At 72.5% G+C, this 13,831-nt stretch carries 13 protein-coding genes and 1 riboswitch; of the genes, 5 read left to right on the plus strand and 8 right to left on the minus strand.

What is annotated here, in order from left to right; genetic code table 11:
• Window positions 1–216: 216 nt before the first annotated feature.
• The 3 genes from IE108_RS18055 to thrC form a co-directional block, all read right to left on the minus strand.
• A complete protein-coding gene (locus IE108_RS18055) occupies window positions 217–420 on the minus strand; it encodes a cold-shock protein (protein ID WP_004929928.1) in 204 nt (67 codons plus the stop codon).
• 437 nt (window positions 421–857) lie between these two features.
• Window positions 858–1,133 (minus strand): MoaD/ThiS family protein, encoded by a 276-nt coding sequence (locus IE108_RS18060; protein WP_064728532.1) that lies wholly within the window; start codon window positions 1,131–1,133, stop codon window positions 858–860.
• Window positions 1,134–1,221: 88 nt separating this feature from the next.
• A complete protein-coding gene (gene thrC, locus IE108_RS18065) occupies window positions 1,222–2,514 on the minus strand; it encodes a threonine synthase (RefSeq protein WP_064728533.1) in 1,293 nt (430 codons plus the stop codon).
• Between the two features lie 17 nt (window positions 2,515–2,531).
• Window positions 2,532–2,679, minus strand: a riboswitch (SAM riboswitch).
• A gap of 154 nt (window positions 2,680–2,833) precedes the next feature.
• Between thrC and IE108_RS18070 the strand changes: the two genes are divergently transcribed.
• Together IE108_RS18070 and IE108_RS18075 are read left to right on the plus strand one after the other, a co-directional pair.
• On the plus strand, window positions 2,834–3,778 hold the full coding sequence (locus IE108_RS18070) for a glucosyl-3-phosphoglycerate synthase (protein WP_064728534.1): 945 nt from the start codon (window positions 2,834–2,836) through the stop codon (window positions 3,776–3,778).
• Between the two features lie 62 nt (window positions 3,779–3,840).
• Window positions 3,841–5,229, plus strand: coding sequence for an alpha,alpha-trehalose-phosphate synthase (UDP-forming) (locus IE108_RS18075; protein WP_064728535.1), 1,389 nt, complete (start codon window positions 3,841–3,843; stop codon window positions 5,227–5,229).
• Between the two features lie 104 nt (window positions 5,230–5,333).
• On the opposite strand, the gene otsB is transcribed toward IE108_RS18075, so the two are convergent.
• From otsB to IE108_RS18090, 3 genes are all read right to left on the minus strand, one after another.
• The gene (gene otsB / locus IE108_RS18080) at window positions 5,334–6,203 is read right to left on the minus strand and encodes a trehalose-phosphatase (RefSeq protein ID WP_064728536.1); all 870 of its coding nucleotides are present in this window, start codon (window positions 6,201–6,203) and stop codon (window positions 5,334–5,336) included.
• Between the two features lie 77 nt (window positions 6,204–6,280).
• Entirely contained in the window at window positions 6,281–6,505 is a 225-nt protein-coding gene (locus IE108_RS18085; protein ID WP_064728537.1) for a DUF3263 domain-containing protein, read from the minus strand.
• 30 nt (window positions 6,506–6,535) lie between these two features.
• Window positions 6,536–7,801: an extracellular solute-binding protein gene (locus IE108_RS18090; protein ID WP_107420199.1), complete on the minus strand. Its 1,266-nt coding sequence runs from the start codon at window positions 7,799–7,801 to the stop codon at window positions 6,536–6,538.
• Between the two features lie 98 nt (window positions 7,802–7,899).
• Here IE108_RS18090 and IE108_RS18095 point away from each other — a divergent pair, with 98 nt between their 5' ends.
• The 3 genes from IE108_RS18095 to IE108_RS18105 all read left to right on the plus strand — a co-directional run bounded on the left by IE108_RS18095 (window position 7,900) and on the right by IE108_RS18105 (window position 11,054).
• Entirely contained in the window at window positions 7,900–8,871 is a 972-nt protein-coding gene (locus IE108_RS18095; RefSeq protein WP_079163554.1) for an ROK family protein, read from the plus strand.
• Window positions 8,871–10,016, plus strand: coding sequence for an N-acetylglucosamine-6-phosphate deacetylase (gene nagA / locus IE108_RS18100; RefSeq protein ID WP_064728538.1), 1,146 nt, complete (start codon window positions 8,871–8,873; stop codon window positions 10,014–10,016). Before IE108_RS18095 ends, nagA begins: the two co-directional genes overlap by 1 nt.
• Before the next feature lie 105 nt (window positions 10,017–10,121).
• Window positions 10,122–11,054, plus strand: a complete 933-nt coding sequence (locus tag IE108_RS18105) for a 1-phosphofructokinase family hexose kinase (protein ID WP_064728539.1) — start codon at window positions 10,122–10,124, stop codon at window positions 11,052–11,054.
• A 16-nt stretch (window positions 11,055–11,070) separates the two neighbouring features.
• Here IE108_RS18105 and IE108_RS18110 read toward each other — a convergent pair whose 3' ends face one another.
• Together IE108_RS18110 and cdgB are read right to left on the minus strand one after the other, a co-directional pair.
• Entirely contained in the window at window positions 11,071–12,048 is a 978-nt protein-coding gene (locus tag IE108_RS18110) for a CBM35 domain-containing protein (protein WP_064728540.1), read from the minus strand.
• Between the two features lie 117 nt (window positions 12,049–12,165).
• Entirely contained in the window at window positions 12,166–13,830 is a 1,665-nt protein-coding gene (gene cdgB, locus IE108_RS18115) for a diguanylate cyclase CdgB (protein ID WP_064728541.1), read from the minus strand.
• Window position 13,831: the final 1 nt, after the last annotated feature.

Here is a 13,831-nt window from a genome sequence, read left to right on the forward strand (position 1 = left end):
CCGGTCCTTCGTTGTCACTCTCACCTTCAGAGTGCTAACGCCAATGATTAGCACTCGACCCCATCGAGTGCAAGCGCCTCGGGGGATCCCGGCCGCCCGCTCAGCCACCCGCGAACACCCGGGCGCACCCCGGTCCGGGCAGACCGAAGGGCCCGCACCTCCGGGGAGGTGCGGGCCCTTCGGAGAAGAACCGTTTACTTGCGGTGGCCGAACGTCTCAGGCGCTGAGGCGAACCATGTCGGCCTGCGGGCCCTTCTGACCCTGCGAGATCTCGAACTCGACCCGCTGGCCTTCTTCGAGGGTGCGGTAGCCGTCCATCTGAATCGCGCTGTAGTGGACGAATACATCCGCACCACCGTCGACCGCGATGAAGCCGTACCCCTTCTCCGCGTTGAACCACTTGACGGTGCCCTGAGCCATGCCTAACTCCCCTATTACTGGCCCTTGCACAGATCCGCACTTCGCGGACCCGGGTCAGACCTCACCCCCCACGACTGGGGGCGTGCGCCGGAACGCGTCGACCGCGGCTGAATGTATCTGTCCAACTGCCGTCTGCAACAGGTCAATCGGACGAGAAATCTGGACGTACCCGGTCCGGAATATGACGAGCTTTCCCCTGAATGTGGGTCAAGTCGGGGCACACAAAAGTCACAAAAGCCGCGAAACACACCCACACTTTGGCTACTTCTTGTGGGGCGGGCGGCAGGAATTCAAGGTTCCCGATGCCTTGATCGGGAGCGCGTTCCCCAACTCTACCGCGCTCAATCCAATGGAATTGCCCCCTCCGCTTCTCTCACGGAGGGGGCAATTCGATGAACTCTGCGTCACCGCGATTACCTGCGGTAACGAAAGGGGGATCAGCCGCCGGCGACCGCCGGGATGATGGAGACGCCCGCGCCGTCCGGGGTGGCGGTCTCCAGGCCCTGCTCGAAGCGGACGTCGTCGTCGTTGACGTAGACGTTCACGAAGCGGCGCAGCTTGCCCTGGTCGTCCAGGACGCGGGCGGCGATGCCGGTGTGGTTCTTCTCCAGGTCGGAGATGACCTCGCCCAGGTTGGCGCCCTGGGCGTCGACCTCGGCCTTGCCGCCGGTGTAGGTGCGCAGGATGGTGGGGATGCGGACGGTGACGCTCACTTTGACCTCCGGTCAGGATGACTTACCCAGGGGCGCGGGGAACTGCGCGACCAGCCCCCACCGCCCCGCAGACGACGTACAAGCTGTCTTACGCGAGCCCGGCCTCGCGGAACGACTCCAGGTTGGGACGAATGGTCGCGGTCAGCCCGGTACCGGCCACCGCGTCCAGCGTCTTCAGACCGTCACCGGTGTTGAGCACGACGGTGGTCAGCGAGGGGTCCAGCGCACCACTCTCGACCAGCTTCTTCGTGACACCGACGGTCACACCACCGGCGGTCTCCGCGAAGATGCCCTCGGTGCGGGCGAGCAGCTTGATCGCGTCCACGACCTGCTCGTCGGTCACGTCCTCCACCGCGCCGCCGGTACGGCGCGCGATGTCCAGGACGTACGGCCCGTCGGCCGGGTTGCCGATGGCCAGCGACTTGGCGATGGTGTCCGGCTTCTGGGGGCGCACCACGTCGTGGCCGGCCTTGTACGCCGTGGAGACCGGCGAGCAGCCCTCGGCCTGGGCGCCGAAGATCTTGTACGGCTTGTCCTCGACCAGGCCCAGCTTGATCAGCTCCTGGAGGCCCTTGTCGATCTTCGTGAGCTGGGAGCCGGACGCGATCGGGACGACGAGCTGGTCGGGCAGGCGCCAGCCGAGCTGCTCGCAGATCTCGTACGCGAGGGTCTTGGAGCCCTCGGCGTAGTAGGGGCGCAGGTTGACGTTGACGAAGCCCCAGCCCTCGCCGGCCGGGTCGCCGATCAGCTCGGAGCAGAAGCGGTTCACGTCGTCGTAGTTGCCCTGGATGCCGACCAGCTCACCGCCGTAGACGGCGGCCATGACGACCTTGCCCTGCTCCAGGTCGTGCGGGATGAACACGCAGGAGCGGAAGCCGGCCCGGGCGGCGGCGGCGCCGACGGCGCCGGCCAGGTTGCCGGTGGAGGAGCAGGACAGGGTGGTGAAGCCGAAGGCGCGGGCGGCCTCCAGGGCCTGGGCGACGACGCGGTCCTTGAAGGAGTGCGTCGGGTTGCCGGAGTCGTCCTTGACGTAGAGGCCGCCGGTGACGCCCAGCTCGCGGGCCAGGTTGTCGGCCTTGACCAGCTTGGTCCAGCCCGGGTTGATGTTCGGCTTGTCGGCCACGTCGGCGGGGACGGGCAGCAGGGGGGCGTAGCGCCAGATGTTCGCGGGGCCCGCTTCGATCCGCCCCCGCAGCTCCTCGGTGTCGTAGGCCGAGAAGTCGTAGGCGATCTCCAGCGGGCCGAAACACTCCTGGCAGGCGAAGAGCGGGCCGAGCGGGACGCGGTGGCCGCATTCGCGGCAGCTCAGCGCGGCGGCGGGGCCGAGGTCGACGGTGCCGTCGGTGGAGTTCGTGGGGGTTTCGGCAGTCTGCACAGCCATGGAGGCGAGGCCCTTTCTCCTCATCTTTCCCACGACGCATCTCGCCGTGAGACGGATTTGGCACCTTCCCTAGCCGGGAGCCTCGCCACGTCCGTGTGACAAGAACCGACTGGAGGGTTGCCGGGGCTTCATCGGGCCGTTTCCCTCTGCCCCTCTGGATGAGCGGTATGAAGTTGTTGTCCTTCGCGGTACGCGCGGTGCCCCCGGCATGCGGTGGTCCTGCGCGTTGTTCAAGACTGTAACCGAAGGCCAGGACGGTTGAGATAGTCGTCCGTACCGCGAGATGGATCACAACGGATCACGAAGGAGCCCCGGGACCGTGCTGGAAGAAGTCGAGCGCTGGCTGAGCGCGCGTTCCTGGTCCGCCGGGGACCGGCCGATCCGGCAGCTGCTGGCCGCCAAACAGGCCACCGGGCAGTCGGTCAGCGTGGTGCTCCCGGCCCTCGACGAGGAGGCGACGGTCGGCGAGATCGTCACCGTGATCCGCCGCGAGCTGATGGCCGAGGCACCGCTCGTCGACGAGATCGTGGTCGTGGACTCCGGATCGAGCGACCGCACGTCGGCGGTGGCCGCGGCGGCGGGGGCGCGCGTCGTGCACCGCGACGCGATCCTGCCGCGGATCCCGGCGGTGCCGGGCAAGGGCGAGGTGCTGTGGCGCTCGCTGCTGGTCACCGGCGGCGACATCGTCTGCTTCGTCGACGCCGACCTGCGCGAGTTCTCCGCCGACTTCGTCTCCGGGACCGTCGGCCCGCTGCTGACCGAACCGGACGTCCAGCTCGTCAAGGCGATGTACGACCGTCCGCTCGGCACCCGGCCCGGCCAGGGCGGCCGGGTCACCGAGCTGGTGGCGCGCCCGCTGCTCAACCTGCACTGGCCGCGGCTGGCCGGCTTCGTGCAGCCGCTCGGCGGCGAGTACGCGGCCCGCCGCTCCCTGCTGGAACGGCTCCCCTTCCCCGTCGGCTACGGCGTCGAGCTGGGCATGCTGGTCGACGCCCTGCACCTGGTGGGCCTGGACGCCCTCGCCCAGGTCGACGTCGGCGTCCGCATCCACCACCACCAGGACGGCCAGGCGCTGGGCCGGATGTCCGCCGCGATCTACCGCACCGCGCAGCTCCGGCTGGCCCGCGGCCATCTGGTCCGCCCGGCCCTCACCCAGTTCGAGCGGGGTCCCGCGGGCTTCGAGCCCCGCACCCACGCCGTGGACACCGAGGAACGGCCGCCGATGACGGAGATCGCGGAGTACGTGGCGCGGCGGGTGGCGTGATCGGCACCGCAGTGGCGGGCGGGCACGTTTGAGCGTTCGGGGGCCGGGCTAGGTTGAGGCGTATGGCTTCAAGCTTCGGTGCTGCTCAGGTGCTGGTCGCCTCCAATCGGGGGCCGGTCTCGTACGAGGTGCGTGAGGACGGGTCGCTGCACGCGAAACGCGGGGGCGGCGGCCTGGTCTCCGGGCTGTCGTCGATCGGCCCGGACGCGGGGGCGCTGTGGGTGTGCTCGGCGCTGGGCGACGGCGACCGCGAGGCGGTGCGGCGCGGGGTCGGCGAGGACGGCGTGCGGATGCTGGACGTGCCGGCGGACGTGCACGCGGACGCGTACAACGGGATCGCCAACTCGGTGCTGTGGTTCGTGCACCACATGCTCTACCAGACGCCGGTCGAGCCCGTGTTCGACGCGGAGTTCCGGCGGCAGTGGGCCTCCTACGAGGCGTACAACCGGGCCTTCGCCGAGGCGCTGGCCGAGGAGGCCGCCGAGGGCGCGGTCGCGATCGTGCAGGACTACCACCTGACGCTGGTGCCGGGGATGCTCCGCGAGCTGCGGCCCGACCTGCGCATCGGCCACTTCTCGCACACGCCGTGGGCGCCGGTCGACTACTTCCGGCTGCTGCCGGACGACATCGCGGAGCAGGTGCTGCGCGGCATGCTCGGCGCCGACCGGCTCGGGTTCCTCACCCGGCGCTGGGCCGACGCGTTCACCGCGTGCTGCGAGGCGCTGGTGGGCGGGCTCGGCGGTACGGAGACCGGCGTGCACGGGCTCGGGGCGGACGCGGACTTCCTGCGGAAGCGGTCGCACGAGGCGGACGTGGACGAGCGGATGGCGGCCCTGCGGGAGGAGATCGGCGAGGGCCGCCGCACGATCGTGCGGGTGGACCGGACCGAGCTGTCCAAGAACATCGTGCGCGGGCTGCTGGCGTACCGGGAGCTGCTGGCGACGCGGCCCGAGTGGCGGGAGCGGGTGGTGCACGTCGCGTTCGCCTACCCCTCGCGGCAGGACCTCGCCGTGTACCGCGACTACACGGCCGAGGTGCAGCGCGTCGCGGACGCCGTCAACGAGGAGTTCGGCACGGCGGGCTGGACGCCGGTCGTGCTGCACGTGAAGGACGACTTCGCGCGGTCGCTGGCGGCGTACCGGCTGGCCGACGTGGCCCTCGTCAACCCCGTGCGGGACGGGATGAACCTGGTCGCGAAGGAGGTGCCGGTCGTCTCCGAGGAGGGCTGCGTGCTGGTGCTGTCGCGGGAGGCGGGGGCGTACGAGGAGCTGGGCGAGGACGCGGTGGTGGTGAACCCGTACGACGTGTCCGGGACGGCCGAGGCGCTGCACACCGCGCTGTCCGTCCCTCCGGCGGAGCGCGCCGAACGCTCGAAGCGGCTGGCCGCGGCGGGTACGGCGTTGCCTCCGGCGCGGTGGTTTCTTGAGCAGTTGAGGGCGTTGCAGGGCTGAGAGGGCAAGTGCGCTGCCCGGCGTAGCGGGGTGCCGCCTGCGCCCACCCGTGCCGCCCCAGGCGGCACGCATGCCCGCAGACGGGGGGGGCGGGAGGCGGCGAGTTACGCGAGCCGGGTGGACAGGGCGCGCAGTAGGCGCACCACTCCCGTTGGGCCGTCGACCACCAGGTCCGCGCCCTTGCGGAGGTCCGGGACCTCGTCGCTGCCGCTGCACACCAGGAGGCCCGGGGTGCCCTCGGAGCGCAGGACGTCCACCGCCGCGAAGGCGGGGAGGTCGCCGAGGTCGTCGCCGGCGTAGAGGACGGACGCGGCCCCGGTGCCCCGGACGTACGCCCGCAGCGCGGCGCCCTTGTCCATGCCCGGCGGGCGCAGTTCGAGCACCATGCGGCCCGGCTCGACGATCAGGCCGTGCCGGGCGGCCAGCTCGGTGAGGGGGACGCGCAGGGCCTCGAAGGCGGCCTGCGGTTCGGGGGCGCGGCGGGTGTGCACGGCGACCGCGTGGCCCTTCTCCTCGGTCCACGTGCCCGCGCCGGCCCCGGACCTCTCCAGCAGGTCCGGCAGCTCGGCCCGTACGGGGGCGAGGCCGGGGTGCGGTTCGGGGGTGCTCAGGGTGCCGGTGGCGGCGTCCCAGCGCTCGGCGCCGTAGTGGCCGAGGACGACGAGGTGGTCGAGGCCCGGGACGTCCGCGAAGCCGCCGTAGCGGACGGCGACCTCGGCCGGCCGGCCGGTGATCACCACGACGGCGGCGAGCTTCGGGGCGAGCGCCGCGAGCGCCGGCACGGCGTCCGGGTGCGCCCGTGCCCGGTCGGGGTCGGCGACGATCGGGGCCAGCGTGCCGTCGAAGTCGAGGGCGACGACCGCGCGGCCGGGTTCGGCGAGGAGCGCGTCGAGCCCCGCGCGCCCGGCCTCCGTGGCGGGGGTCGGCAGGTGGTCCCGGGAGTCGTCACGGCTGGAGTCCTGGTGGCTGCCCATACGGCGAACCTATCCCGCCGGCCCCGTCCGCACGCCTCGCCCCGGCGACGGGTATCGCTCCGGGCACCGCTGCCGGGTCAGCGCTCCCCGCGGCGGGACTCGCGGACGCGGCGCAGGCGGTTGACCGTCACCGGGTCGGCGGCCAGGGCGCGGGGGTCGTCCAGGAGGGCGTTGAGGAGCTGGTAGTAGCGGACGGGGGCCAGGCCCAGCTCCTCGCGGATCGCGCGCTCCTTCGCGCCGGGGCCGGGGAAGCCTCGGCGCTCCAGTGCGAGGATGTCGCGTTCCCGCTGCCCCAGGTCCATGGACGGCACCGTAGCCGACACCGCCGACACCTACTCCGCGCTGCCCGCCCGCATCGCCGTCGCCTGGATGCGGCCGAGCACCTCCCGGGGGCTGCCGCCGGGGGTGACCGCCTGGCCGATCTCCTTCTTGACGTCCGCGCTGACCGAGGCCCAGGAAGCCTTGCCGACCGGGTACAGCTCGGAGAGCAGCAGTTCGTCCAGGAACGTCTTGAGGTTCCGATCCTCCGCCGCCGTGCTCATGACCTGGGACGCGGAGGTGGTGACCGGCAGCAGGTCGTACTCGCGGGAGAAGTCGAGGACGTTGTCGTCGCTGTAGACGAAGTCGAGGAAGTCGCCGATCTCCTCCTGGTGGCCGTTCTCCTTGAAGGCCGTCATCCAGTCGGACACCCCGAGCGTGTTCTGGCTCTCCCCCTCGGCGCCGGGGGTCGTCACCATGCCGTACTTCACGCCCTTGTCGGAGGCCATCTTCATCAGCGAGGGATGGCCGTTGAGCATGCCGACGTCGCCCTTGGCGAAGGCGGCGAAGGCGTCGGCGCGGTTGAGCTTGCCGGGGGCGACAGGGCCGGTGAGGCCCTTGGCGACCAGCTCGTCGCGGAGCCAGGTGAAGGTGGTGACGTTCTGCGGCGAGTCGACGGAGTACGTGCCGACGTCGTCGGTGTAGCCGCCCCCGCCGCTGAGCATCCACTGCATGGTCTCCGCCTGCGCCTCCTCGGCGCCCAGCGGCAGCGCGTAGGGGTACTTGACGCCCTTCGCGTCGAGCGCCTCGGCGGCCTCGGCCAGGTCCTCCCAGGTCTTGGGCGGGGTGACGCCCGCCTCGGAGAACAGGGTCTTGTTGTAGAAGAGCACCCTCGTGGAGGCCGCGAACGGCAGCCCGTACTGGACCCCGTTGACCTGTCCGGCGCCCGCGAGCTGGGAGACGAAGTCGGCCTGGACCGGTATGGAGAGGACGTCGTCGGCCCGGTAGAGGAGGTTCCGGTCCGCGTAGTCGGAGTACGCGCCTATCTGCGCCATGTCGGGCGCGTCACCGGCCTCGACCATCTCGCGGACCTTGCGGTCGACGTCGTTCCAGGAGTACACGTCCACCTCGACGTGCACGTCCGGGTGCTGGGCCTCGTAGGACTTGACCAGCTCGTTCCAGTAGTTCTGGGAGCTGTTGGCCTTGCTGTCGCCGTAGTCGGCGGCGACCAGCCTCAGCGTCACCTCGTCGGAGTCCCCCGTCAGCCCACAGCCGCCGAGGACCGCCGTCATGCCGAGTGCGGACACCGCCGCGATCGTTCCTGTCCTGCCCCGCCGCACCCGAATCCCCAACCCTGTGCCTGTTCGTTTAACGGATTAAGGTCTACACCACGGCAGTGGACTAGACCTCTCCCGGGTCGACGGGCCACACTGTCCCCGTGAGACACGTCATCGCCCTCGATGTGGGCGGCACCGGGATGAAGGCCGCCCTCGTGGGGTCCGGGGGCGAGCTGCTGCACCGCGCCCGCCGGGCCACCGGCCGCGAGCGCGGGCCCGACGCGGTCGTCGCGGGCATCCTCGACTTCGCCGCCGAGCTGCGGGCCTACGGCGCCGACCGGTTCGGCGAGCCCGCCCGCGCGGCCGGCGTGGCCGTCCCCGGCATCATCGACGAGGAGCACGGCACCGCCGTCTACGCGGCCAACCTCGGCTGGCGCGACGTACCCCTGCGGTCCCTGCTCGGCGAACGGCTCGGTGCCGTCCCCGTCGCCCTCGGCCACGACGTGCGGGCCGGCGGGCTGGCCGAGGGGCGGATCGGGGCCGGGCGGGGCGCCGACCGGTTCCTGTTCGTGCCGCTGGGCACAGGCATCGCGGGCGCCATCGGCATCGACGGGCGGGTGGAGTCGGGCGCCCACGGCTTCGCGGGCGAGATCGGCCACGTCGTCGTGCGGCCCGGCGGTCTCCCCTGCCCCTGCGGGCAGTACGGCTGCCTCGAACGGTTCGCGTCCGCGTCGGCGGTCAGCCAGGCCTGGGCCGACGCCTCGGGCGACCCGGCCGCGGACGCCGCCGACTGCGCCAAGGCCGTCGAGTCGGGCGACGCCCGCGCCCTCGCGGTCTGGCGGGACGCCGTGGACGCGCTGGCCGACGGCCTCGTCACCGCGCTCACTCTGCTGGACCCGCGCGTACTGATCATCGGTGGCGGCCTCGCCGAGGCGGGGGAAACCTTGTTCACACCGCTGCGGGACGCCGTCCGGCGGCGCGTCACCTTCCAGAAGCTGCCCCAGATCGTCCCCGCGGCGCTGGGGGACACGGCCGGCTGCCTGGGTGCCGGGCTGCTGGCCTGGGATCTGCTCGGCACCGGACCGACCGGCACCACCCCCACGACCGCGACTCCCCCGGAGGTAACCACCTGATGGCCCCAAGCAAGGTTCTCGCCGGTGCCCGGGTGGTACTCCCCACCGGGACCGTGGACGACGGCCGCGTGATCGTCGACGGCACGCGGATCGCGGACACGGCGCCCCCCGGGGCGGACGTGCTCGACCTGTCCGGCCACTGGGTGGTGCCCGGGTTCGTCGACCTCCACAACCACGGGGGCGGCGGCGCCTCCTTCACCGGCGGCACGCCGGAGGACATCCTCAAGGGCGTCGAGACCCACCGCCGGCACGGCACGACCACGCTGGTCGCCTCCACCGTCACCGGCGACCTGGACTTCCTCGCCCGGCGCGCCGGGGTGCTCGCCGAGCTGGCCCAGCAGGGCGACATCGCCGGCATCCACTTCGAGGGGCCCTTCATCTCCCCGTGCCGCAAGGGCGCGCACGACGAGCAGCTGCTGCGGTACCCCGATCCGGCGGAGGTCCGCAAGCTGGTCGACGCGGCGCACGGGCACGCGAAGATGGTGACGCTGGCCACCGAGCTGCCCGGCGGTCTGGACTCCGTACGGCTGCTCGTGGAGCACGGCGTGATCGCGGCGGTCGGGCACACGGACGCCACGTACGAGCAGACGGTCCAGGCCGTCGACGCGGGCGCCACCGTCGCCACCCACCTCTTCAACGCGATGCCGCCCCTCGGCCACCGCTCCCCCGGCCCGATCGCCGCCCTCCTGGAGGACGAGCGGATCACCGTCGAGCTGATCAACGACGGCACGCACCTGCACCCGGCCTCCCTCCAGCTGGCCTTCCACCACGCGGGCGCGGGCCGGGTCGCCTTCATCACGGACGCGATGGACGCGGCCGGCTTCGGCGACGGTCGCTACCTGCTCGGCCCCATGGAGGTCGAGGTCGCGGACGGGGTGGCCCGGCTGGTGGAGGGCGGTTCGATCGCGGGCTCCACGCTGACCCTGGACCGCGCCTTCAAGCGGGCGGTGACGGTCGACGGGCTGCCCGTCGGGGACGTCGTCGCGGCGATCTCCGCCAACCCGGCCCGGCTGCTCGGCCGCTCCGACCGGATCGGCTCCCTGGAGCCCGGCAAGGACGCCGACCTCGTCGTCCTGGACGACGCCTTCGACCTGGTGGGCGTCATGCGCCACGGCGCCTGGGTGGTCGAGCCCCAACTGGGCTGATCCGACGCGGGGACTGGGCCGACCGCCGTCCGTTTGGCATGATCGTGTCTTCAAAAGACATCTCCGGGACAGGCAGCCGGAGGCGATCGGGGGAGGTCGGCACCGGTGATCCTCACAGTCACGCTCAACACCGCGCTCGACATCACCTACCGGGTCCGGTCGCTGCGTCCGCACGCGTCCCACCGGGTCACCGAGGTCACGGAGCGGCCCGGCGGCAAGGGGCTGAACGTGGCGCGGGTGCTGGCGGCCCTCGGGCACGAGGTGACGGTCACCGGCTTCGCGGGCGGCACCACCGGCGGGGTCGTGCGCGACGGGCTGTCCGGTGTGCCCGGGGTCGCCGACGCGCTGGTGCCGGTCGCCGGGGCCACCCGGCGCACCATCGCCGTCGTCGACGAACGCACCGGCGACACCACCCAGCTCAACGAACCCGGCCCGGCCGTCGCACCCGCGGAGTGGAACGCCTTCCAGGACGCCTACGAGGCCCTGCTCGCCGACGCCTCGGCGGTGGCCCTGTGCGGCAGCCTGCCGCCGGGCGTGCCGGTGGGCGCCTACGCAGGACTGGTGCGGGGGGCGCGCGCCGCGGGCGTGCCGGTGCTGCTCGACACCAGTGGTGAACCGCTGCGGCGGGGTGTCGCCGCCCGCCCGGACCTGATCAAGCCGAACGCGGACGAGCTGGCCGAGCTGACCGGCTCGCACGAGCCGCTGCGGGCCACCCAGGCGGCCCGGCGGCGGGGCGCCCGCTCGGTGATCGCGTCGCTGGGCGCGGAGGGGCTGCTCGCGGTGACCCCGGAGGGCCGCTGGCGGGCCGCGCCGCCCGCCCATGTGCACGGGAATCCGACCGGCGCGGGCGACTCGGCGGTCGCGGGACTGCTCTCCGGCCTGGTGGAGCACCTGCCCTGGCCGGACCGCCTGACCCGCGCGATCGCCCTGTCGGCGGCGACGGTCCTCTCCCCGGTGGCCGGGGAGTTCGACCGGGCGGCGTACGAGGAGCTGGTGGGGCGCGGGGTGGCGGTGACGGCGGAGGCCGGGGCCGCCTGATCCCCCGAGGGGGCGGCTACTTGGTCGAGAGCGAGAACTGGTCGAAGGCCACGTCGCACTTGTTGCCCGCGTTGCAGGCGAGTTCGATCGTGTTGGTGCCCTCGGTGAGGTTCACGTTGGCCCAGGTGGTCTGCCAGCCCTTTTCCCAGTCGCCCTGGGGCGTGCCGCCGAAGTTCTTCATGTTCAGCGGGCGCGAGTCGGCCTTGCCGTTGACCATCAGCGTGGCGTCGGCGTCGACCCCGGGGATGCCATAGCGCACGTTCAGGCGGTAGCTGCCGGCCTTCTCGATGCCGTCGACGGTCCAGGTGACCTTGGCGCCGACCTGGTTGAAGCCCGTGACGTAGACGCCGCCGTCCGCCTTGGCGCCCTTGACGTCCGAGGCGGTGGTCATGCCGGGTGACAGGCGCAGGGCCTTGGCGTCGACGCCGGGGGGCAGCTCGACCTCGTCCTTCCCGCCCTCGCTCGCGGACGGGCTCGGTTCGGTGGTCTCGGACTGGCCGGCGGTGGGGCCGCCGCCCGCCTCGTCGCCGCCCTTGTCGTCGTCCGAGCCGCTGCTCGTCATGGCGACGGCGATGCCGATCACGACGGCCGCGACGACGGCGACCGCGCCGATCAGCAGGCCCTTGGTGTTGGGGCCGCGGCGCCCGCCGCCCCCGCCGTGTCCGGACTGCTGCGAGCCGGTGTGAGAACCGCCACCGCCGGGGAACGTCTCCGGCGCCGCGTAGTGCGCGTTCGGCTGCCCGTAGGCGCCCTGCGGCCGGCCGTAGGCGCCCTGCTGGGGCGGGGCGGCCTGGCCGTGGGCGGCGGTCTGGGCGCCCTGGTACTGCGGTGCCCCGTACTGCCGTGCACCGACGGGACGCACCCGGTTGACGGAGTTCGGGTAGCCGTAGCCACCGGACGGCGGCTGGGCCCCGTTGGCCTGCCCGTCGGCGTAGAGATAGCCGAAGGGGTCGTCGTCCTCGGGCGTGCTCGCGCCGTTGTTGCCGGGCGTCATCCCTTGGTCTCCTAACCAGATGCGGTGCGTTGCGGTACAGGTGTGAGAGGGCGAGCCTACCCGCTCCGGCTGGCCCAAACGGGTGACTCGGACCGCATCAGCGCCCTGACCTGGAGATCATCCGGCGCGGCGGTGCTGTTTGGGACGAGATCGTTTCTCGACGTACATCCGTTCGTCAGCTGACTTCAACACCTCGTCCGCCGTCATTCCGCAGTGCGCCCATCCGATGCCGAAACTGGCGCCCACGCGCACGGCCCGGCCCTCGGCCCGGATCGGCTGGATGATCTCGTTGCGCAGGCGCACGGCGAGGTCCTGGGCGTCGGCGCGGCCTAGCCCGTTGGCGAGGATCACGAACTCGTCGCCGCCGAGCCGGGCCACCGTGTCTCCGTCGCGGACGCCGCCGCCGAGCCGGCGGGCGACCTCGATGAGCACGGCGTCGCCCGCGTTGTGCCCGAACCGGTCGTTGATCGACTTGAAGCCGTCCAGGTCGCAGAAGAGGACCGCGAGGCCCTTGGCGCCGTCGTCCCGGCCGTCCGCGGGGGCGACCAGGTGCACGTGGTGGTCGTAGGCCCCGTACGGCTCGGCGGGCGCGCTGAAGTCGAAGGTGTGGCCGCCGGAGTCGAAGACGGCGGGATGCCCGTAGGCGGCGTCCATCGCGTCGGCGACCGCCGCGTGCGGGGACTGCGGGCGCCGGCAGAGCCGGGCGGCCAGGCGGGAGCGCAGCTCGGCGGAGTTGGGCAGGCCGGTCAGCGAGTCGTGGGAGGCGCGGTGGGCGAGCTGCAGCTCGCGGCGCTTGCGCTCCTCGATGTCCTCGACGTGGGTGAGCAGGAAGCGCGGGCCGTCGGCGGCGTCGGCGACGACGCTGTTGCGCAGCGACACCCAGACGTAGGTGCCGTCGCGGCGGCCCAGGCGCAGCTCGGCCCGGCCGCCCTCGGCGGAGGTGCGCAGCAGGGTGCCGATGTCCTCGGGGTGCACGAGGTCGGAGAAGGCGTAGCGGCGCATCGCGGAGGCGGGCCGGCCCAGGAGGCGGCACAGGGCGTCGTTGGTGCGCAGGATGCGGCCGTGCTGGTCGCCGCCCATCTCGGCGATGGCCATGCCGGAGGGCGCGTACTCGAAGGCCTGGCGGAAGCTCTCCTCGCTGGCCCGGAGCGCCTGCTGGTCGCGCTCCAGGCGGACCAGGGCGCGCTGCATGTTGGAGCGGAGCCGGGCGTTGCTGATGGCTATGGCGGCCTGGAAGGCGTACATCTGCAAAGCCTCGCGGCCCCAGGCGCCGGGGCGGCGGCCGTTGCGCGGCCGGTCCACGGACAGGACGCCGATCAGCTCGCCGCTGTTGCCGCCGCCCTGCGGGCCGGGCGCGTACATCGGCGCGAAGAGGCGGTCGGAGGGGTGCCACTCGTCCTCGAAGCGGGGCGCGGGCCCGTCGGTGTACCACTGCGGGACGTCGTCGTCGTCGAGGATCCAGCCCTCGGTGTGGGGTATGAAGATCAGGTCGCCCCACTGCTCGCCCATGTTCAGCCGGCGGTCCCAGGAGTCGCGGGAGCCGGCGCGGCCGGTGATGAGGGCCTCGGCGGCCGGGTTGCCGGCGAAGGCGGCGACGACGAGGTCGCCGTCGGGACGGACCAGGTTGACGCACGCCAGCTCGTACCCGAGGGCCTGGACGACGCCGTCGGCGACGGCCTGCAGGGTGTCGGCCAGGCTGCGGGCCTTGTTCATGTCGGCCATGGCCTGGTGCAGTTGCCGCAGGGACGCAAGGCGGACGTAGGGCTCCGACTCGGTCTCCATG

It is taken from the genome of Streptomyces parvulus, from assembly GCF_014648855.1.
Taxonomy (GTDB): Bacteria; Actinomycetota; Actinomycetes; order Streptomycetales; family Streptomycetaceae; genus Streptomyces; species Streptomyces parvulus.